The following is a 20,177-nucleotide window of genomic DNA, read 5'->3' as shown; positions in this document are numbered from 1 at the left end:
AATGCCGGTCACCGTACTGCTCGTCGATGACGAGCCCCTGGTGCGCGCGGGGTTGCGCGCCGTCCTGGAAGCACAGCCCGACATCACCGTGGTGGGAGAGGCGGCCGACGGAGCATCCGTGGTTCCGCTCGTCCGACAGCTGCGACCGGACGTGGTGGCGATGGACGTACGAATGCCGCTGCTGGACGGGATCGAGGCGACGCGGGCGGTTCTCCGGTCCGTGGACTCACCGCCGAAGATCCTCGTGGTCACGACGTTCGAGAACGACGAGTACGTCTACCAGGCTCTGCGGGCCGGAGCTGACGGCTTCCTGCTGAAGCGGGCCCGACCCTCGGAGATCGTGCACGCGGTCCGGCTCGTCGCGGAGGGCGAGACGCTGCTCTTCCCGGCCGCCGTGCGAGCTCTGGCGGCGGAGTACGGAAACCACAAGGCGCGGGCGGTGTTGGAACGGGCCGCGTTGACCGAGCGAGAGGAGGCGGTGCTCCGGCTGATGGCCCGCGGCTTGACCAATGTGGAGATCGCGGCGGAGCTGATCATCGGCACGGAGACCGTGAAGTCCCACGTCAGTGCGATCTTGGCGAAGCTGGGCGCACGCGACCGGACCCAGGCGGTCATCACTGCCTACGAGTCCGGATTCGTCGCCCCGGCCTGAGGGGAGGGGCTGATTCCGGCCGATGGGGGGCCGCTTCTCGCCGTTGCGGCGGGTGCGCAGTACGATCCGGCTGACAGGGCCGCTAGCTGGGAGGACACACGTTGGGGCAGCTGACCGGCGGGGACCCCTCTCTGCTCCGACGGATCAATTCGGCCGTGGTGCTGCGGGCCCTGCGCGCGGCCGAATCGCCGACCCTCACCGACCTCACACGGGTCACCGGGCTCTCCCGGCCGACCGTTGAAGGTGTGGTGGAGGGTTTGATCGGCACGGGGCTCGTGGTGGAGGCCGAAGCCGAGGAGGGCGCACGGCGACAGGGCCGGCCGGCCAGGCGCTTCCGTTTCCGGACCGAGGCGGGACACCTGCTCGGCATCGAGATCGGCTCGCACCGGATCGCCGTCCTGCTGTCCGGCCTCGATGGGCGGGTGATCGGCGCGGGCACCAAGGAGGTCGCCGAGTCCGCGTCGGCGGACGAGCGGCTGGAACGCGTCCGGTCGGCGGTGGCCGATCTGCTGCGGCGCTCCTGTGTGCCACGGGACTCCTTGCGGGCCGTCGGTGTGGGCAGTCCCGGAATCGTGGAGGCGGACGGGACGGTTCGCCTCGGGACCGCCCTGCCGGGATGGACCGGGTTGCCGCTCGGCGAGAGGTTGAGGCGCTCGTTCCGCTGTCCGGTGCAGGTGGAGAACGATGCCAACGCCGCAGCGGTGGCCGAGCACTGGAAGGGCGCGGCACGGGACACCGACGACATGGTGTTCGTGATGGCGGGCCTCAGCCCCGGCGCCGGTTCGCTGATCGGCGGGCGACTGCATCGCGGCTACGGCGGAGCCGCCGGCGAGATCGGCGCCCTGCACCTCCTGGGGCGCGAGGTCACACCGGAGAAGCTGCTGTCGACCACCGGCGAACCGCTGCACCCGCTGGACGAGCCGGCCGTGGCCGAGGTGTTCGCGATGGCCAGGCGGGGAGACGCCCGGGCGGTCGCCGCCGTGGAACGGTTCCTCCAGCGACTGGTGCACGACGTTGCCGCGCTGGTCCTGGCGATGGATCCGGAACTGGTGGTGGTGGGCGGTTGGGCTGCCGGGCTGGACGGGGTGCTGGAACCCTTGCGCCGGGAGCTGGAGCGGTACTGTCTGCGCCCGCCTCGGGTGGAGCAGTCGCTGCTCGGTGAGGCGGCGGTGGCCACCGGGGCGCTGCGGCTGGCCTTGGACCACGTCGAGGAGGAGCTGTTCGCGGTGGAGAAGACGGTGACGGCCCGGCGCCGCTGACGCCGTCGCCGTCGACTCCTGCGCCGCCATGATCCATCCCGGGCCCCTTAGGGTGCTCCCCCGCGTTCCGGGCCGAGCGCGTGGTGAGGCGCTCCCGCCCCCTGGCGGCGGCCACAGCCGCCCGGCCCGCGCTCCAGTCCCACCCGCCAGACCTGCGCCGGCGGAGAACGCATCCGAGACACGACATCGGCCCGGCGCGCAGGGCGCCGGGCCGATGTCGTGTCGTCATGCGTCGCGGTCGTCATGCGTCGAACGCCACGCGTCATGCGTCGAACGCCACGCATCACGCCTCATGCGTCGTACGCCACGCGTCACACGGGGCACCTCACCGGCTCGGGAGCGTCACGCCGCCTCGGCGGCGGACCGGGCGCCCCCGTGACGGCCCCGCCGTCCCGGGAGGCAGTCCCCGGGAGGAGCGCCGCAGGTCAGGACGCACCGCAGGCCAGGAAGCGCCGCTGGCCAGAACGCACCGCTGGCCAGGACCGCGCCGCAGGCCAAGACGCACAGCAGGTCAGGACGCGGCGCGGGTTTCGGTGATCTCGACTCCCGAGTCGCCGAAGGTGAGGCGGCAGGTGTCGGCGCGGTAGGTGGCCACCGCGACGGCGGCCGTCCCGGCGGTGGTGATGTAGCGCGTGGTCACGAGCAGCACGGGGGCGCCGGGCAGCCGGTCGAGTTCCTTGGCGTCGTCGGCGCGGGCGGAGCCGAGCTCCACGGAGCGGTCCTGGCCGTCGAGCACGAGCCGCTGGAGTTCGCGCATCACGGCGCGGGCGCGGGCGGGGCCGGCCGGGGCGTCGATGGCGGAGAGTCCGGGCACGGACTGCGCCGGCACGTACAGCAGCTCGGCGGCGAGGGCCTGGCCCTGGGTGACCCGGGTCCGGCGCACGATGTGCACGGGCTGGTCGGCGGGGAAGTCGGGACCGAGGAGTTTCAGTACGGCGGCCGGCGGCACGGCCTCGACGGCGTCCGTGGCTTCCCAGCCGTCGCCGCTCTCGCCGGGCCAGCTGTGGCCGGTGTCGCCGACGGCGACGCCGACGCGCGGCGGGGCGACGGTGGTGCCGACGCCGCGCCGGCGCTGGAGGCGGCCTTCGAGTTCGAGCTGTTCGAGGGCCTGCCGCAGGGTGGCGCGGGCGACGCCGAAGCGTGCGGCGAGTTCGCGCTCGTTGGGGAGGATCTCGCCGACGGCGAAGTCCCGGTCGAGTGCTTCGCTGAGGACGGTCTTCAGGTGCCAGTACTTCGGCTCCGGCACCGATTCGAGCTGCGTGGTCCCCACCCTGACTCCTCCTGCAATCGATGCAATCGCCGTGTACCAGCGGCAGTTCCGCACCGCAGTTCCGCGCCCTTGTTTATTAAAGGTTCCTGCACTATCCCTGCGACGATAGGACGGCGCACCACCTTGGTCAAGACCAATCCTCGCCGCTTTGTCGGGCAGATCGGGCATATGTAGCAACCCGTTCACGGGATGTTCGCGCTCCCGGATCCCGGCCGCGCCGGCGACCCTCGCGACCCCGCGGGTTCGGGGGATTCCAACGCCCGATCCCCGGCGGGGACTTGCCGGCGGAAGCTACTGAGCGGTAGTCATTACTGACAGCCTGTCTCACACGCGTCCAGCCCGACGAGGAGCAGCATGACCGCCACGGTCTCGTTCACGATCGATTCGCCGCTCGGCCCCCGCCCCGCCACCGTCACCTACGAGCGCAAGGGCGCCGGCGAGCCGCTCCTCCTGCTCCACGGCATCGGCCACCACCTCCAGGCCTGGCACCCGGTGATCGACATCCTGGCCGCCGAGCACGAGGTCATCGCCGTCGACCTGCCGGGCTTCGGCGCCTCCGATCCCCTGCCCGCGGGCGTCCCCTACGACCTGGCCACCGTCGCGCCGGCCCTCGGCTCCCTCTGCGCGGCGCTGGGCGTGGAGCGTCCGCACGTCGCGGGGAACTCCCTCGGCGGGCTGCTCGCGCTCGAAATGGCGCGCACGCACCTCGTACGGTCGGTGACCGCCCTGTCCCCCGCCGGCTTCTGGTCGCAGGCCGAGCGCCGGTACGCCTTCGCGGCCCTGCGCTCGATGCGCGTCGGCGCGAGGGCGCTGCCGCGGCCCACGCTGGAGCGGCTCTCGCGCACCGGTGCCGGGCGGGCCGCGCTGACCGGGACCATCTACGCCCGCCCGGCGCGGCGTGCTCCCGAGGCCGTGGTGGCCGAGACCCTCGCCCTGCGCGACGCCACCGGCTTCGAGAAGACCCTGGCGGCGGGCGGGTCCGTGTTCTTCACCGACGACGTGCCGGGCCTGCCGGTCACCATCGCCTGGGGCGGCAACGACCGGCTCCTCCTGCGCCGGCAAGGCGTGCGCGCCAAGCGCGTCATCCCCGGCGCCCGGCTGGTCCGTCTCCCGGGCTGTGGGCACGTCCCGATGAACGACGACCCCGCCCTCGTCTCCCGGGTCATCCTCGACACCGCACGCCAGGCGTCGAGCGGTACACCGGGCCGGACACCGGACGCCGCGGCGTGGAGCGGGGCGCAGCGGGGCGGCGCTCAGCGGGGCGGGGAGCCGCAGCAGGCCGTGTGAGCGGCCGGCGGCTGTTCATCCGCGGTTCGCGTGGGCGACGCGGCCGGGCCGGTGTGCGGCGACACACTGGTCCGGCCCGCCCCCGCCGGCCCCTGGAGACGCACCGATGGCACCCCTGCCGCACACCCGACGTTCCCTGCTCGGCAGTTCGCTCGCCGTTCCGGCCGGGCTCGTCCTGTCCGGCGCCTTCGCCGCGCCGGCGTTCGCCGCCCCGCGCCGGGCTCCCGCGCTCGTCCTCTCCGGCCGTCCGAACGCCCTGTGGGGCACCCAGTCCGGCGAGATCACCGCCCATTCGGCCACCGTCTGGACGCGCTCCGACCGCCCCGCGCGGATGTACGTCGAGACCTCCCCGAGCGAGTCGTTCCGGTACGGCGTGCGCCGCCACGGTGGCGCGTTCCTCGGTCCGGCCACCGACTTCACCGGCACCGTCACCCTGCGCGATCTGCCGCCCGGCCGGCAGATCCACTACCGGATCGTGCTCGCGGACCCCGCCGATCCCCGTCGGACCGGAGAGCCGGTGCGCGGCACGTTCCGCACCACGCCGGTGTCCCGCCGCCACGACGTGCGCTTCCTGTGGTCCGGTGACCTCGCGGGGCAGGGCTGGGGCATCAACCCCGAGGTCGGCGGGTACCGCGTCTTCGAGGAGATGCGGTTGCGGGACCCCGACTTCTTCCTCTTCAGCGGCGACACGATCTACGCCGACGGTCCCCTCCAGGCCGCCGTGCCCCGGCCCGACGGGACGATCTGGCGCAACGTCACCAGCGAGGAGAAGTCGAAGGTCGCGGAGACCCTGGCGGAGTTCCGCGGGAACTTCCGCTACAACCTGCTCGACCGCAACCTCCGTGACTTCAACGCCCAGGTCCCGGTGCTGGTCCAGTGGGACGACCACGAGGTGCGCAACAACTGGTATCCGGGGCAGCGGATCGAGGATCCCCGGTACACCGTCAAGGACGTCGACACCCTGGCCGTTCGGGCCCGTCAGGCCTTCGGGGAGTACTTCCCGGTGAGCGATCTGCGCGGCGGGGGCGCCGAGGGGCGGATGTACCGGGTGATGCGGCACGGCCCGCTGCTGGACGTGTTCGTCCTCGACATGCGGACCTACCGGAACCCCAATTCCCCCGACACCCAGACCGTCGACCCGATCGGCATCCTCGGTCCGGAACAACTGGGCTGGCTCAAGCGCGAGCTGTCGCGCTCGCGGGCGACGTGGAAGGTGATCGCCGCGGACATGCCGCTGGGCATCGTCGTGGCCGACGGGGCCACCGACTTCGAGGCGGTCGCCCAGGGCGATCCGGGTGCCCCGCTCGGCAGGGAGCTCCAGATCGCCGAACTCCTGCGCCACATCAAGCACCAACGCATCACGGGCACCGTCTGGCTCACGGCCGACGTCCACTACACGGCCGCCAACCACTACGCGCCCGAGCGGGCCGCCTTCACGGACTTCGCGCCCTTCTGGGAGTTTGTCTCCGGCCCGATCGGCGCGGGCGCCTTCCCGGCGGGCCGCCTCGACGCGACCTTCGGGGCCCGGACCGCATACGTCCAGTCGGCCTCGGTGGCCAACATGTCCCCCGCCGAGAACCCGCCGTACTACGGCGAGGTCGACATCGAGGGGGACAGTGGGGAGCTCACCGTGCGCCTGCGGCAGCAGGGAGGTCGGGTGCTCTTCACCAGGACGCTCCGACCGGGGCGCGTGGGGCAGTCGTGACCTCGCCGGAAACACCGGCCGAAACACCTCGAAACATGGCAGACCGAGCGGATCGACACTTAACCAGTCGGTCACAGATCGTTCGTGATCACGCAACACCCCTGCGCCACAGTGGTGTGCATGACTGACCGTAATGTTGCCTCCGCCCAGCGTCCCCACCGCCACCACTGGCGTCGTGACGTCGTCGAACTCGCCGCCCTCTTCTGCGCCGTAGCGGTCGCCGACGGCATCGCCAATCTCGTGGTGCACGGCCCCAGGGGCCCGATCCTGCTGCTTGCCTCGGCCATCGCGCTGCTGGTCACGGCCGCCTTCCACACCTGGTGGGCACGCCGGCACAGTCATGCGCCCCCTCCGGGGAGCACCGCGCCCTCCGATCCGGCCGCGGCATCGGCGCCGCGTGCCGCATCCGCCGGGGGGAGCGCCGGTTCCCCCGCCGACCCGAAGGCGACGCCCGCCCTGTGGCGGATGCGCACGACGGTGCGTGACGAACCCGGCAGCCTGGCCGCGATCTGCACCGCGCTCGCCCGCAGCGGCGTGGACATCCTGACGTTGCAGACGCATCCCCTCCCCGAGGGCGGCACGGTCGACGAGTTCCTGCTGCGCGCCCCGCAGCGGTTGCCCTCCGCGGACCTGACCCGCGCCATCGCCGGGGCCGGCGGGCACAGCACCTGGATCGAGCGCGCCGACGCCCACGACCTGGTCGACACCCCGACCCGGGTGCTGGGACTGGCCACCCGGACCGCGCTGGACGCCGCCGAGCTGCCGCTCGCCCTGCGCCAACTGCTCGGCCGCTGCACGATCCACTCGATCCCCGCGACCACGCTCTCCGGCCGCCCCAACGCCGGCGCGGACGCCCCCGTCGAGGGGGTCCTGGAGGCCACGGTGATGCGGCTGCGCGACCCCTCGGGCGGCGCGATCACCGTGGAGCGCCCGTACCTGCCCTTCACCCCGACCGAGTTCGCCCGCGCCCGGGCCCTGGTGGAACTCGACGCCCGGCTCGGGCCGCGCGTCCCGCGCAGCCAGGACGTGTTGACGCTGCCCGAGGGCAACGAGATCACCGTGCGGCGGGCCGACGGCTCCGACCTGTCCGCCGCCCGCGCGATGCACGACCGGTGCTCCGAGCGCACGCTGGGCCTGCGCTACCACGGCCCGATCGGCGACGCCGATCGCTACCTCGGCCACTTGCTGAGCCCCCGGTTCGGTCGCACGCTGGCCGCGACCACCGCCTCCGGCAAGCTCGTCGCCCTCGGCCACCTGCTGTGGGACGGCGACGAGACCGAGGTGGCGCTGCTGATCGAGGACGACTGGCAGCGCCGCGGCATCGGCTCCGAACTGCTGCGCCGCCTGCTGTCGATGGCCGTGGACGCCGGCTGCGACAGCGTGTACGCCGTCACCCAGGCCTCCAACACCGGCATGGTCGCGGCCATGCGCGGCCTCGGGCTGCCCCTCGACTACCAGATCGAGGAGGGCACCCTGGTGATCACGGCCCGGCTGGACGCCGCCCGCGTCGGCTCCCGGCCGTCCCACGAGGCCCCGCGCGAGCAGCACGCGTACGAGACCCGGCGGCTCCAGGGCTGACGCCGCGCGATGCCGAGGGCCGTTCGGCGTGTGCGGGCGGCCCTCGGTCGCGTACGGACCTCCCGGGAGGGCGTCTCACATACGAGGATGGCCGTATGTCAGAGACCCTCCACAGTGACCGTGCCCGTCGGCTGCCCCGCCAGGTCGCCGACGCGTACGTCGACGACCTCATCGCCATCGACCCGATCACCGGCACCTACCTCGGCGTCGCCGAGAGTTCCCGCCGGCTCCCGGACTTCTCCCCGGCCGGTCGCGCGGCCGTCGCCGAGCTGGCCCGCACCACCCTCGACCGGCTCGACGCCGCCGAGCGGCTGCCCGGCGCCGACACCGACGCCGAGCGCCGCTGCGCGCGCCTGCTGCGCGAGCGCCTCATCGCGGAACTCGGGGTGTACGAGGCCGACGAGGACCTCCGCGCGGTCAGCAACCTCCACTCCCCCGCGCATTCGGTCCGGGAGATCTTCACCCTGACCCCCGCCGACACGGCGGAGGACTGGGCGGCGATCGCCGAGCGGCTGCGGGCGGTCCCGGCCGCCTTCGCCGGCTACCGCGAGAGCCTGCAACTGGGCTTGGACCGAGGCCTGTACGGCGGCCCGCGCCCCACCGCCACCTTCATCGGCCAGCTCACCACCTGGGCCGGTCAGGGCGGCGACGGCGAGCGCGACTTCTTCGGGAAGTTCGCGGCGGACGGCCCGGACTCCCTGCGCGCCGAGCTGGACGAGGCGGCCTCGTCCGCCACGACGGCCGTCGTCGAGCTGCGCGACTGGATGAGCGAGGTGTACGCCCCGGCCGTCGCGGACGCCCCGGACACCGTCGGCCGCGAGCGCTACGCGCGCTGGTCCCGGTACTTCAACGGCACGGACCTGGACCTGGACGAGGCCTACGCCTACGGCTGGTCGGAGTACCACCGGCTGCTCGCCGAGATGAAGGCCGAGGCGGACAAGATCCTTCCGGGTTCGAACCCGTGGGACGCGCTGCGGCACCTGGACGAGCACGGCACGCACATCGAGGGCGTCGACGAGGTGCGTGCCTGGTTGCAGGGCCTCATGGACGAGGCCATCGAGAACCTCGACGGCACCCACTTCGAACTCGCCGAGCGGGTCAAGAAGGTGGAGTCGATGATCGCCCCGCCGGGCGGCGCGGCGGCCCCGTACTACACCAACCCGTCGGAGGACTTCTCCCGCCCGGGGCGCACCTGGTTGCCGACGATGGGCCAGACCCGCTTCCCGGTGTACGACCTGGTCTCGACCTGGTACCACGAGGGCGTTCCGGGTCACCACCTCCAGTTGGCGCAGTGGACCCACGTCGCGGACCAGCTCTCCCGCTACCAGGCGAGTGTCGGTCTGGTGAGCGCCAACGCCGAGGGCTGGGCCCTGTACGCCGAGCGCCTGATGGACGAACTCGGGTACCTGAAGGACGCCGAGCAGCGGTTGGGCTACCTGGACTGCCAGATGATGCGCGCCGCGCGCGTCATCGTGGACATCGGCATGCACCTGGAGTTGGACATCCCGGCGGACTCGCCGTTCCACCCGGGCGAGCGGTGGACGGTGGAGCTGGCGCAGGAGTTCTTCGGCCTGCACAGCGGTCGGCCCGGCGACTTCGTCGAGAGCGAACTGACCCGCTACCTGTCGATGCCGGGCCAGGCCATCGGTTACAAGCTGGGCGAGCGCGCCTGGCTGCTGGGCCGGGACAACGCCCGCGCCGCGCACGGCGAGTCCTTCGACCTGAAGGCGTGGCACATGGCGGCGCTGTCGCAGGGTTCGCTGGGGCTGGACGACCTGGTGGACGAGCTCTCGAAGCTCTGATCCCGGCCGCGCCCCCGGATGACGACGGGCCGCCCACCCCTGCGCGGGTGAGCGGCCCGTCGTCGTGTCGGCGCGTACGGGCGAGGTCAGCAGCCGCAGTCGTCGGAGTCCGTGGGCGCGGTCAGCGGGTCGGCCTCGGCGCGCCGCCGGTTCCCCTCCCAGGTCTCGACCTCGAAGCCCTCGCGGATCCAGTACTCGATGCCGCCGAGCATCTCCTTGACCCGGTAGCCGCGTTCGGCGAGCGCCAGGGCGGACCGGGTGGCTCCGTTGCAGCCGGGGCCCCAGCAGTAGGTGACCACCGGGACGTCCTTGTCCAGGAGCTGGTCGGCCTGCCCGGCAATGAGCGCGGTGGGCAGGTGGATCGCGCCGGGCACGTGCGCCTGGTCCCAGGCCGCGGTGGAGCGGGAGTCGACCAGTTGGAAGCCCGGTGCGACGCCTTCCTCGCGGTGGGCCGTGACCGCGGCGGCGACGTCGGAGACGTCCGCGTGGAAGGCGAGGCTCGCGGCGAAGTAGGCGGCCGCCGCGGCCGGGCTCGCCGGGGGAACCCGGAGCACGGGGTGGGTGGTGGTGGGCGTGGCCTCGGTGTTCCGTGTCGTCGTCATGGTCTGGAATCTATGACCTGCCGATCGGCCTCGGAAGGCGGTTTCCCCGGCCTTCCCCTTGTATCGCCGGGGATTGTCCTGCTACACCTGCGTGATGACCGACTATTCCCCCGACGCCACCGACTGGCGCATCCTGGCCGCCCTGCAAGACAACGGTCGGGCCGGTTTCGCCGAGCTCGCGCGGGCGGTGTCCATGTCCGCGAGCGCCGTCACCGAGCGGGTGCGGCGGCTGGAGGAGGCGGGCGTGATCACCGGGTACACGGCCGTGGTGGACCCGGAGAAGCTGGGCAAATCCGTGCTCGCCCTGGTTCGGCTGCGTTATCCGCACGGCAACTACAAGCCGTTCAACGATCTGTTGGAGGCGACGCCGGACATCCTGGAGGCCCACCACGTCACGGGCGACGACTGTTTCGTGCTCAAGGTGGCCGCGCGTTCCATGCGGCACCTGGAGGAGATCACCGGCCGGATATCGGGGCTCGGGTCCGTCACCACGAGCATCGTGTACTCGTCCCCGCTGTCGCGGCGGCCCCTCAGCCCCTGAGACCGGCGGTGCGGTGGCGCACCACCGAGCCGCCGCGCTGCTTGACGATCTCCAGCTGGGCCTGCACCCGGGTCCGCAGGTCGGCAACGTGGCTCACGATGCCGACGCTCCGGTCCCGCTCGCGCAGCGAGTCCAGTACGTCGAGGACCTCGTCCAGGGCCTGGTCGTCGAGGCTGCCGAAGCCCTCGTCGATGAACAGGGTGTCGAGGCGCATCCCGCCGGCCTCGTCGGTGACCACGTCGGCCAGCCCGAGGGCGAGCGCGAGCGAGGCGAAGAAGGTCTCGCCGCCGGACAGGGTGGCGGTGTCCCGCTCGATGCCGGTCCAGGCGTCCACCACGTGGAGCCCCAGGCCGGAGCGGCCCCGGCCGCTCGCCTTCGCGTCGGAGTGGACGAGCGTGTAGCGGCCGCCGGACATGCGCAGCAGCCGCACCGTGGCGGCCGCGGCGACCTGCTCCAGTCGGGCGGCCAGCACGTACGACTCCAGCCGCATCTTGCGCTCGTTGTCGGCGGAGGTGCCCGCGGTGAGTCCGGCGAGCCGGGCCACCCGGTCGTAGGCCTCGCGCAGCGGGCCCAGGGCGCGCAGTTCCTGCTCGGCCTGCCGGGAGAGCCGGTCCAGTTCGGCGCAGCGCACCCGGGCGGCGTCGACGGCGGAGCCGGCCGTACGCAGCCTCGCGGCGGCCGCGTCCGCGTGCGCCTCGGCGGTGTACGGGTCGGCGGGGGGCAGGGTCGCCGCGGCGGCGGTCTCGCTCTCGCCGCGGCGGTCGGCGAGCATGGCCTCCTCGGCCTGCCAGGAGTCCAGCCGGTGCTGGAGCGCGGTGCGTTCGTACTCCGGGAGCACGGCGTCGGCCGCCGCGTCGGTGGTGTCGAAGCCGGCCTTGAAGGCGGCGTCGGCGAGCTGGTCGTCGGCTTCCTTCAGGCGGGCGGCGGTGGCCTCGGCGCGGCGCAGCGAGGCGGCGGCGCCGGTGACCATCCGGACCCGGTCCTCCAGGATCCGGGCGCGGGCCGCGACACTGGGCGCGTCGCCCCGTACGACGACCAGTTCGGCCTCCAGGGAGGCCTGTTCCCGTTCGAGGGCCTCGCGGCGGGAGGCCCGCGCGGCGGCCCGGCGCTCGGCGTCGAGCCGATCGGCGCTGCGCGCGGCGTGCTCCTGCTCGGCGCGGGCGAGGCGCTCGCGGGCGGAGTGCAGTCCGGCGGCGTCGGCGTGGGCGGCCGCGTGCCGGGAGCTCAGGTCGGCGCTTCGCGCGAGCAGTTCGGCGGTGGTGGCGTCGCCGGCCGCGGCGGCGGCCTCGGACTCGGCCTCCCGCACGGCGGCCAGTCTCCGCTCGACGGCGGCCCTGCGCTCCTCGGCCTGCTCGAAGCGGGCGTGGGCGGCGTCCTCGGCGGCCCGGTCCACGTGCCCGGGCGCGGGGCGGGCCGGCTCGGGGTGCTCCGCCGATCCGCACACCGTGCAGGGCTCCCCCGCCACCAGCGCCGCGGCGAGCTCGGCGGCGATCCCGCGCAGCCGGGACTCCTTCAGCTCCAGCCAACGCTCCCGTGCGGCGGTGGACTCCTCGCGCACGGCGAGCAGGTCTCCCGAGGCGGCTTCGGCGTCGGCGGCCAGGGCGTCGCGTCGCCGGGCGGCGCTCAGGTGCATCCGGGCGGGCTCCAGGCGGCCCGCGAGCTGTTCGGCGAGCGTGGCGGCCTGCTGGGCGGCGTCGGCGCGGGCGACCAGCGCGGTCCGGGTGGCCTCCCAGCGGGCGAGCCACTCGGCGGATTCCTGGTGTTGCTCGTCGGCGTCCCGGGACTCCCGGTCGAGGGTGGCGCGTTCGCGGCCGATCTCGGCGCTGCGCTGTTCGGCGCGTTGGGCGGCGCCGACCGCGCCGAGTTCCTCGCGCAACCGCTGCTCGACGGTGGCGAGTTGTTCCGTGCCGGCCTCGGCGAGCGCCGGGGGGAGTTCGGCGCGGGCGAGGGATTCCGCATGGGCGGCGGTCAGGTGGGCGGCGGCCGCGGCCCCGCGCAGTTCCAAGGCCGGGGCGACGAGGGCGCCCCGACGGGCCCGGTCCAGCAGGGCCCGGACCCGCTCCCGTTCGGGTGCGGCCTCGGCGAACAAGGCGGCCCGGCGGGTGGTCTCGGCGTGCCGGCGCTGGAGCCGGTCGAGTTCCCGGGCGTCCTCGGAGGCCCGCCGGGCGGCGGCGTACCGGCTCTCGACGGCGGCGAGCGCGTATTCGGCCACGGTCAGCCGTTCCCGGGCGGCGCACCGTGCGATCGCCGCCCAGGCCCGGATCGCCTCGGCAAGGCCGGGGTCGCCGGGCTGGTGGCGGGGCAGCGGCCAGGCGCGCAGGTCGGCGCCGTCCCCGGCGGCCTGCGCGAGACGTTGCGCGGTGTGGAGGACCTTCTCGTCGCCGGCGCGCACCTTGGCCTCGGCGGCCCGGCGGCGTTCCGCGAGCAGCGTCTCGACGGCGGCGAAGCGGCGGGTGTCGAAGAGCCGCCCGAGCAGCCGGCCGCGTGCCTCGGCGCCGGCCCGCAGGAACTGGGCGAACTCCCCCTGCGGCAGCAGCACCACCTGGCAGAACTGGTCGCGGCTCATGCCGAGGAGTTGTTCGACCTCCTCGCCGATCTCCTGGTGGGAGCGGCTCAGCGCGGTCCAGTTCTCGCCGTCGTACTCGCGCAGCCAACTCTGCGCCTTGTCCTTGGTCGTGCCGGTGCCGCGTTTCTTCGGCCGGTCCTGTTCGGGCCGCCGGGTGATCTCCAGGCGGCGGCCGCCCGCGGTGAGTTCGAGGGTGATCTCGGTGGGGGTCTCGGGGGCCGCGTGGTCGCTGCGCAGACTGTTCCCGGGGTTCTGGCGGACGCCGGGCACGGAGGCGTAGAGGGCGTAGCAGACCGCGTCGAGGACGGAGGTCTTGCCCGCTCCGGTGGGGCCGTGCAGGAGGAAGACGCCGGCGCCGGACAGGGCGTCGAAGTCGATCTCCTGGGGTTCCGCGAAGGGGCCGAAGGCGGTGACCTTGAGTCGGTGCAGCCTCATCGGGCGGTCTCCTCGTGCCGGGCCTGGGCCCGTACGTCGTCGAAGGCGCCCTGGAGCACGGCCCGTTCGGCCTCGTCGGCGGATCCGCCGCCGCGCACGTGGGCGACGAAGTCCTCGGCGATCTCCTGGTCGCTGCGGCCCTTGAGCCGTTGGGCGTAGGAGATCCCGCCGTCCTCCTCGCGACCCTCGGGGTCGAAGGCGAGGCTGAGGGTGTGCGGGAAGCGGGCGGCGAGGCGCGCCATGGGGTCCTCGGGCCGGACGGCGTCGGTGAGGGTGGCCTCGATCCAGGAGTCCTCGTGCATGGTGAGCGCGGAGTCCGCGAGCAGGTCGTCCAGTCGGCCGCGGATCCGGGCGAGGGGGCGCGGGACGGGGGTCTCGATCCGTTCGGTGCTCGCCAGTTGCCCGTGCGCGCCGAGGTCGATCAGCCACATCGTCTTGCGGTGGTCGGCCTCGGAGAAGGAGTAGGCCAGCGGGGAACCCGAGTAGCGGACCCGTTCGTTGATCGTCTGGCAGCCGTGGAGGTGGCCGAGTGCGGCGTAGTCCACCCCGGCGAAGACGTCGGCGGGCACGGCCTCGACCCCTCCGACGGTGATGTCGCGCTCACTGTCGCTGGCCGTCCCCCCGGTGACGAAGGCGTGGGAGAGGACGATCGAGCGGGTGCCGGGGGCCCGGCCGGCGAGGTCGGCCCGGATCCGGCGCATCGCCGCGCCCAGCACGGCCTCGTGGCTGACCCGGTCCGCCCCCAGGGTGTCCTTCACCAGCGCCGGTTCGAGGTAGGGCAGTCCGTACAGCGCCACGTCCCCGTGGGTGTCCGACAGCACCACGGGTTCGGCGCAGCCGGCCGGGTCGGTCCGCAGGAAGATCCCGGCCCGGTCGATCAGCCCGGCGCCGACACCGAGGCGGCGGGCGGAGTCGTGGTTCCCGGAGATCATCACGGTCGGTACGCCGCGTTCGGCCAGCCGGTGCAGGGCCCGGTCGTACAGCTCGACGGCCGGCAGCGGGGGCACGGCCCGGTCGTAGATGTCGCCGGCGACGAGGACGGCGTCGACCTCGTGTTCCTCGACGGTCGCGACGAGGTGGTCGATGAAGGCGGCCTGGGCTCCGAGCATGTTCACGCGGTGGAAGGAGCGTCCGAGGTGCCAGTCGGAGGTGTGCAGGAACTTCACTCGCCGGCCCCGCCGCGCATGCCGTCTCCCCCTGGTCGCCCTCTGGCCCTGTGCCCCCTCTACGCTAACCCGTCACCGGGCCCGCGAAGGACGTGTTCGGGGTGCCCGCACCCCGCCGTCAGGGCGCGTACGTCTCCCCGCCCAGGGTGAGGGTGGCGCTGCCCGCGGTGCTGTCGGCGAGCCAGGCCTGGAAAGCGGGCAGGTCGGCCTCGGGGATCGCGACCTCGATCTCCACCGCGGTCCCGTAGCGCAGGTCGACCACGGTGCGGCCGGTGGAGCGCAGGTCGTTCTGGGTCTTGCCGGCGCGCTGGTGGTCGACGGTGACGGTGGCCAGTCGGTAGCGCCGGCGGGTCACGGTGCCGAGGGCGTCGAGCGCCTCGCCGACGACTCCGCCGTAGGCGCGGATGAGGCCGCCGGCGCCGAGTTTCACGCCGCCGTAGTAGCGGGTGACGACGGCGACCGCGTAGCGGATGTCGCGTCGGGTGAGCATCTGGAGCATGGGGACCCCGGCGGTGCCGCCGGGTTCTCCGTCGTCGCTCGCCTTCTGGACCGAGGAGTCGGCGCCGATCACGTAGGCGTGGCAGTTGTGCGAGGCGGTGGGGTGTTCCTTGCGGACGCGCGCGATGAACGCCTGCGCCTCCTGCTCGGTCGCGGCGGGCGCGAGCGAGCACAGGAACCGCGAGCGGTTGATCTCGGACTCGTGCACGCCCTCGCGGGCCACCGTCACGTACTGGTCTGCCGTCACCGTTCCACCCTAAGCCGTGGCCAAGGGTCTTTCCGGCCGCCCATCGGGCCCGGGAATCGGACCCGCGTCCCGACGGTTGACCGACGTGCGGGACGGCATCGGGCCGGTCCGCGCGCAGCACCGGAGCAGCAGGAGGCGGCACACGTGTACGGCGACCCCACGACCATCCGCAAGATCCTCACCGAACTCGGTGACACCTGGGCCGTGGTGGGCCTGTCCAACAACGAGGACCGGGCGGCCCACGGCGTGGCCCGGGTGCTCCAGCGGTTCGGCAAGCGCGTGATCCCCGTGCATCCCAAGGCGGAGACCGTGCACGGCGAGCAGGGCTACGCCTCGCTCGGCGAGATCCCCTTCAAGGTGGACGTGGTGGACGTCTTCGTGAACAGCGCCCTCGCCGGCGCGGTGGCCGACGAGGCCGTGGCCGTCGGGGCGCAGGCGGTCTGGTTCCAGTTGGACGTGATCGACGCGGAGGCCTACGCCCGGACCCGCGAGGCCGGCCTGGACATGGTCATGGACCGCTGCCCGGCGATCGAGATCCCGGCGCTCTGACCGCCCGACCGGCCGGACGGGTTCACGACACGTGAGTCGTCACCGCGCGAGCCCTCACCGCAGGCACTCCGACCGCCCGAACCGTCACCGCTCGTGAGCCTTCACGGACCGGTCACCGGCGGGATCGAGACCGCCATGGTCATCGCCATGGGCTCGGTCCCGTCGTTGCGGTAGGTGTGCGGGACGTTCCCCTCGAAGGAGACGGCTCCTCCCGCGGGCACCGTGTACTCCTCCCCGTCGACGAGGAGGGTGAGGGTGCCCGCCGTGACGTGGAGCATCTCCAGGGTCCCCGACGGGTGGGGGTCGGAGTCGGTGCCCTCGCCGGGTTCCAGGAGGTAGGTCCACACCTCCAGCGGCCCGCGTCGGTCGTCGCCGAGCAGCATGGTGGCGCCGCTGCCGCCCTCGGTGGACCACATTCGCACCCCCTGGCCCGGCAGCACCACCTGCACCTGCGGGCTGCGGTCGCGGTCGAGCAGGGTCGTGATGCTGACGCCGAGCGCGTCGGCCAGTTTGACGGTGGTGCCGACGCTGGGGTTGGTCCGGGCCTGCTCGATCTGGATGATCATCCCGCGACTGACCCCGGCCCGGGCCGCCAGGGCATCCAGGGTGAAGCCCCGCTCACCGCGCCATCGCCTGAGGTTCCGCGCGAGGGCCTGGGTGAGCTCCTCTAGGTCCGACAACGTATCGCCCCCACACTCGTGGTCCAATATTCTGACTGACAGCGTCCAATGGAGTGGACTATGGTGCGCTGTACTTCATCGTTCACTGCACTGTACTGCGAGGTCTTGCCATGACCACCCTGTTCGCCCTGGCCACAGCCGTGCTGTGGGGCCTCGCCGATTTCGGCGGCGGGCTGCTGACCCGCCGGCTGCCGGCGCTCACGGTGGTCGTGGTCTCGCAGGTCGTCGCCGTCGTCGTGCTGGGCGCCGTGGTCCTGGCCACCGGCGCCTGGCACGAGGCCGGGTCCCAGCTGTGGTTCGCCGTCGGGGCCGGCCTGGTCGGCCCCCTGGCGATGCTCGCCTTCTACGAGGCGTTGGCGCTCGGGCCGATGGGCGTGGTGTCCCCGCTGGGTTCGCTCGGCGTGATCGTGCCGGTCGGGGCCGGGCTGGCGCTGGGCGAGCGGCCGGGGCTCGGCCAGTTCGCCGGGATAGCCGTGGCCGTCGGGGGCATCGTCCTCGCCGGCGGCCCCGAGCTGCGGGGAGCACCCGTACAGCGCCGGGCCGTCGCGCTCACCCTGGTGGCGGCCTTCGGGTTCGGCGCGGTGATGGCCCTGATCTCGCACGCCTCCACCACCTTGGCCGGCCTGTTCCTGGCCCTCTTCGTCCAGCGGGTGACGAACGTGGCCGCCGGCGGCGCGGCCCTGTGGGTGCGGACCCGGCGCGGCGCCCCCGCCCTTCCGACGGACGGCGGGCGCGCGATCCTGTGGGGACTGCTGCCGGCGCTGGCCTTCGTCGGCCTCGCGGACGTCGCGGCGAACGGCACGTACTCCGTCGCCGCGCAGAGCGGCCCGGTCACCGTGGCCGCCGTGCTCTCCTCGCTCTACCCGGTGATCACCGCGCTGGCCGCGTTCGTGATGCTCAAGGAACGGCTGCGGACCGTACAGGCGGCGGGCGCCGGACTGGCCCTGGCCGGCACGGTCCTGCTGGCCGCCGGGTAGCGGCCCGCTACGCCGGGTCGCCCGCGGTCTCGGACGTGCGCTGCTCCGCCTCCGCCAGTTCGGCCAGTGCCCGCAACTGCCCGGGCGTGACCCCGTCCGCTATCGGCACCGGCGTGGGCGTGCGCAGCGGCGGCTGCCAGCCCGTCTCCGGCTCCCAGCGCCGCACGATCCGCGCCGGCGCCCCCGCCACCACCGCGTGGTCGGGCACCTCGCCCCGTACGACGGCCCCCGCGGCCACCACCACGTTGCGGCCCAGCCGCGCGCCGGGGAGGATCACCGCGCCCGTCCCCAGCCAGCAGCCCGGGCCGATCTCCACCGGGGCGCTGCGCGGCCACTGCTTGCCGACGGGTTCGTGCGGGTCGTCGTAGCTGTGGTTGGTGGAGGTGATGTAGACCCCGGGCCCGCAGAAGGTGTCGTCCCCGATGGTGATCCGGGTGTCGGCGATGACGTGGCTGCCCCGGCCGAGCACCACGCCGTTGCCGAGGACGAGCATCGGGTCCGGGCCCAGGTCGAGGTCGGGCATCATCCCGGCGGTCAGGGTGACCTGTTCGGCGATGATGCAGTGGTCCCCGAGCCTGATCCAGGGTTCGCCGAAGATCGTGCCCTGGGGGAAGGCGAGACGGGTGGCGGGCCCGATGGCGCCGAAGCGCAGCCGTCCGGGGGTCTCGGCGGTGACGGCGCCGGCCCGCTGCATCCAGCGCCAGCCCGCGTGGACGGCGCGGTTGACCACCCGACGCCGCAGGGATGAGAACGTGTTCTGGTTCTTCGGCACCCGGTCACCGTAGCCTGCCGGCCGCCGGTAGCGCGCCGTGATCTTCACCCCATCCCCGGGCCCGCGCGGGAGGTGGCCTACCGTGCTGTCAGCGCGGCAGACAGCGGACCACGGAACAGAGGAAAGAGAACATGACGCAGCAGGCGGCCCAGGCACTCGTCGCGGGTGTGGGCGGACGGCAGCCGGTCATCGATCCCACCGCCTTCACGGCGCCCACCTCGGCGGTGATCGGCGACGTGACCCTCGCCGCCGGCGCGAGCGTCTGGTACTCGGCGGTGCTGCGCGCGGACTGCGGCCCGATCGCGCTCGGCGCCGACAGCAACGTGCAGGACAACTGCACGATCCACGTGGACCCCGGCTTCCCGGTCTCCATCGGCGCGCGCGTCTCCATCGGCCACAACGCGGTGGTGCACGGCTGCACCGTCGAGGACGACTGCCTCATCGGGATGGGCGCCACCGTGCTGAACGGCGCGGTGATCGGCGCCGGTTCGCTGGTGGCCGCGCAGGCACTGGTCCCGCAGGGGATGGTGGTCCCGCCGGGCTCCCTGGTCGCGGGCGTGCCGGCCAAGGTGCGGCGCGAGCTCACCGAGGAGGAGCGCGAGGGGATCAAGGTCAACGCCCTGATGTACACGGAACTCGCCAAGCAGCACCGCGCCTCGGTGACCCCCGACGCCTGACGCGGTTGCGCCGGACCGCCGCCCGCGCGGACCGCCGCCCGCGCGGGCCGACGCCCGCGCGGGCCGACGCCCGCGCGGGCCGACGGACGGGGGCCCGGCGGATCGGGGTGTCAGTCCGACGTCCTCGCCGAAGTCGAAGTCGAGGTCGAAGAGGCCGAGGAGGCCGGCGCCGCCGACGGCTCGGTCGACTCGGAGGACCGGGCCGCGGGCGTCCGCCCGGCAGGAACGTCGGACTCCGTCTCCCGCAGCTGGGCCGCGGCCTTCTTCATCCGGCCGCGCACCACCAATGTCACCGCCAGCCCGAAGAGCAGGGCGACCGCCAGGGCCAGCCAGGAGAACCGCTTCAGCCACGGCTCGGCGACGATCCCGACGGAGTAGATGACGGCGGTGGTGCCGCCGGCCCAGAGGATGCCGCCCAGGATGTTCGCGACGAGGAAGCGCCAGTACGGCATGCGCAGCACGCCCGCCAGCGGTCCGGCGAAGATGCGCAGCAGCGCCACGAACCGGCCGAAGAAGACGGCCCACATGCCCCACTTGTCGAAGGAGCGTTCCGCCAGCGCCACGTGTTCCGGCCCGAAGTGCTTCGGGAAGCGCCGGCCGAGCTTCTCCAGCAGCGGCTTTCCGCCGCGCCGGCCGATGGCGTACCCGATGGAGTCGCCCACGATGGCCCCGGTGATCGCGCAGAGCCCCAGCACCACCGGGTCGATCTCGCCGTGCTGCGAGGCCAACAGGGCCGAACTGACCAGGATGATCTCCCCGGGCAGTGGGATGCCCAGGCTCTCCAGTCCGATGACCAGCCCCACCAGGAGATAGACACTGACCGCCGGAATCGTCTCCAGCCATTCCTGGATGTGCACCGGTACGTCCTCCAGATCATCTTCGGCGCGCCCCCTGTGACACGCCGAACGGGCAGC

18 protein-coding genes are annotated in these 20,177 nt (G+C 73.4%); 10 read left to right on the top strand and 8 right to left on the bottom strand.

Annotation, left to right across the window (positions count from 1 at the left end; translation table 11 throughout):
• Nucleotide 1: 1 nt before the first annotated feature.
• Nucleotides 2-652: a response regulator gene (locus tag OG906_RS28655; protein WP_053683255.1), complete on the top strand. Its 651-nt coding sequence runs from the start codon at nt 2-4 to the stop codon at nt 650-652.
• 101 nt (nt 653-753) lie between these two features.
• Nucleotides 754-1,911 carry an ROK family transcriptional regulator gene (locus tag OG906_RS28650; protein ID WP_267798728.1) on the top strand — a complete coding sequence of 386 codons (1,158 nt, stop codon included), beginning with the start codon at nt 754-756 and terminating at the stop codon, nt 1,909-1,911.
• Between the two features lie 511 nt (nt 1,912-2,422).
• Here the strand turns inward: OG906_RS28650 and OG906_RS28645 are convergent.
• On the bottom strand, nt 2,423-3,181 hold the full coding sequence (locus tag OG906_RS28645) for a GntR family transcriptional regulator (protein ID WP_267798729.1): 759 nt from the start codon (nt 3,179-3,181) through the stop codon (nt 2,423-2,425).
• Between the two features lie 354 nt (nt 3,182-3,535).
• On the opposite strand from OG906_RS28645, the gene OG906_RS28640 reads away from it, so the two are divergent.
• The 4 genes from OG906_RS28640 (at nt 3,536) to OG906_RS28625 (ending at nt 9,553) form a co-directional block, all read left to right on the top strand.
• The gene (locus OG906_RS28640; RefSeq protein ID WP_329446882.1) at nt 3,536-4,468 is read left to right on the top strand and encodes an alpha/beta fold hydrolase; all 933 of its coding nucleotides are present in this window, start codon (nt 3,536-3,538) and stop codon (nt 4,466-4,468) included.
• 106 nt (nt 4,469-4,574) lie between these two features.
• Nucleotides 4,575-6,173, top strand: a complete 1,599-nt coding sequence (locus OG906_RS28635) for an alkaline phosphatase D family protein (RefSeq protein WP_329446880.1) — start codon at nt 4,575-4,577, stop codon at nt 6,171-6,173.
• Nucleotides 6,174-6,293: 120 nt separating this feature from the next.
• On the top strand, nt 6,294-7,751 hold the full coding sequence (locus OG906_RS28630; protein WP_329446878.1) for a GNAT family N-acetyltransferase: 1,458 nt from the start codon (nt 6,294-6,296) through the stop codon (nt 7,749-7,751).
• Between the two features lie 95 nt (nt 7,752-7,846).
• Entirely contained in the window at nt 7,847-9,553 is a 1,707-nt protein-coding gene (locus OG906_RS28625; protein WP_329446877.1) for a DUF885 domain-containing protein, read from the top strand.
• Between the two features lie 86 nt (nt 9,554-9,639).
• On the opposite strand, the gene OG906_RS28620 is transcribed toward OG906_RS28625, so the two are convergent.
• Entirely contained in the window at nt 9,640-10,155 is a 516-nt protein-coding gene (locus OG906_RS28620) for a rhodanese-like domain-containing protein (RefSeq protein WP_329446875.1), read from the bottom strand.
• A 94-nt stretch (nt 10,156-10,249) separates the two neighbouring features.
• Between OG906_RS28620 and OG906_RS28615 the strand changes: the two genes are divergently transcribed.
• A complete protein-coding gene (locus OG906_RS28615; protein ID WP_267798739.1) occupies nt 10,250-10,696 on the top strand; it encodes an Lrp/AsnC family transcriptional regulator in 447 nt (148 codons plus the stop codon).
• Here the strand turns inward: OG906_RS28615 and OG906_RS28610 are convergent.
• The 3 genes from OG906_RS28610 to OG906_RS28600 all read right to left on the bottom strand — a co-directional run bounded on the left by OG906_RS28610 (nt 10,686) and on the right by OG906_RS28600 (nt 15,608).
• Nucleotides 10,686-13,697: an SMC family ATPase gene (locus tag OG906_RS28610; RefSeq protein WP_329446872.1), complete on the bottom strand. Its 3,012-nt coding sequence runs from the start codon at nt 13,695-13,697 to the stop codon at nt 10,686-10,688. The two genes, OG906_RS28615 and OG906_RS28610, sit on opposite strands and share 11 nt — an antisense overlap.
• A complete protein-coding gene (locus tag OG906_RS28605; RefSeq protein ID WP_329446870.1) occupies nt 13,694-14,863 on the bottom strand; it encodes an exonuclease SbcCD subunit D in 1,170 nt (389 codons plus the stop codon). The genes OG906_RS28610 and OG906_RS28605 overlap by 4 nt, the downstream gene beginning before the upstream one ends.
• 118 nt (nt 14,864-14,981) lie before the next feature.
• A complete protein-coding gene (locus OG906_RS28600) occupies nt 14,982-15,608 on the bottom strand; it encodes a YigZ family protein (RefSeq protein ID WP_329446868.1) in 627 nt (208 codons plus the stop codon).
• Between the two features lie 144 nt (nt 15,609-15,752).
• Between OG906_RS28600 and OG906_RS28595 the strand changes: the two genes are divergently transcribed.
• Nucleotides 15,753-16,157: a CoA-binding protein gene (locus OG906_RS28595; protein WP_329446866.1), complete on the top strand. Its 405-nt coding sequence runs from the start codon at nt 15,753-15,755 to the stop codon at nt 16,155-16,157.
• A gap of 101 nt (nt 16,158-16,258) precedes the next feature.
• Here OG906_RS28595 and OG906_RS28590 read toward each other — a convergent pair whose 3' ends face one another.
• Complete coding sequence (locus OG906_RS28590; protein WP_267798745.1) at nt 16,259-16,837, bottom strand: helix-turn-helix domain-containing protein; 579 nt, start codon at nt 16,835-16,837, stop codon at nt 16,259-16,261.
• 110 nt (nt 16,838-16,947) lie between these two features.
• Between OG906_RS28590 and OG906_RS28585 the strand changes: the two genes are divergently transcribed.
• Nucleotides 16,948-17,814 carry a DMT family transporter gene (locus OG906_RS28585; RefSeq protein WP_329446865.1) on the top strand — a complete coding sequence of 289 codons (867 nt, stop codon included), beginning with the start codon at nt 16,948-16,950 and terminating at the stop codon, nt 17,812-17,814.
• Between the two features lie 7 nt (nt 17,815-17,821).
• Here OG906_RS28585 and OG906_RS28580 read toward each other — a convergent pair whose 3' ends face one another.
• Nucleotides 17,822-18,586: an acyltransferase gene (locus OG906_RS28580; protein WP_267798747.1), complete on the bottom strand. Its 765-nt coding sequence runs from the start codon at nt 18,584-18,586 to the stop codon at nt 17,822-17,824.
• Between the two features lie 131 nt (nt 18,587-18,717).
• Here OG906_RS28580 and OG906_RS28575 point away from each other — a divergent pair, with 131 nt between their 5' ends.
• Entirely contained in the window at nt 18,718-19,263 is a 546-nt protein-coding gene (locus OG906_RS28575) for a gamma carbonic anhydrase family protein (RefSeq protein ID WP_053683228.1), read from the top strand.
• A gap of 110 nt (nt 19,264-19,373) precedes the next feature.
• Here the strand turns inward: OG906_RS28575 and OG906_RS28570 are convergent, their stop codons facing one another.
• Nucleotides 19,374-20,120 (bottom strand): DedA family protein, encoded by a 747-nt coding sequence (locus OG906_RS28570; protein WP_329446862.1) that lies wholly within the window; start codon nt 20,118-20,120, stop codon nt 19,374-19,376.
• Between the last annotated feature and the right edge of the window lie 57 nt (nt 20,121-20,177).

Source organism: Streptomyces sp. NBC_01426, assembly GCF_036231985.1.
Lineage (GTDB): Bacteria > Actinomycetota > Actinomycetes > Streptomycetales > Streptomycetaceae > Streptomyces.
Note: the sequence above shows the minus strand (reverse complement) of the source record. Positions and strands in the feature narration are given on the sequence as shown.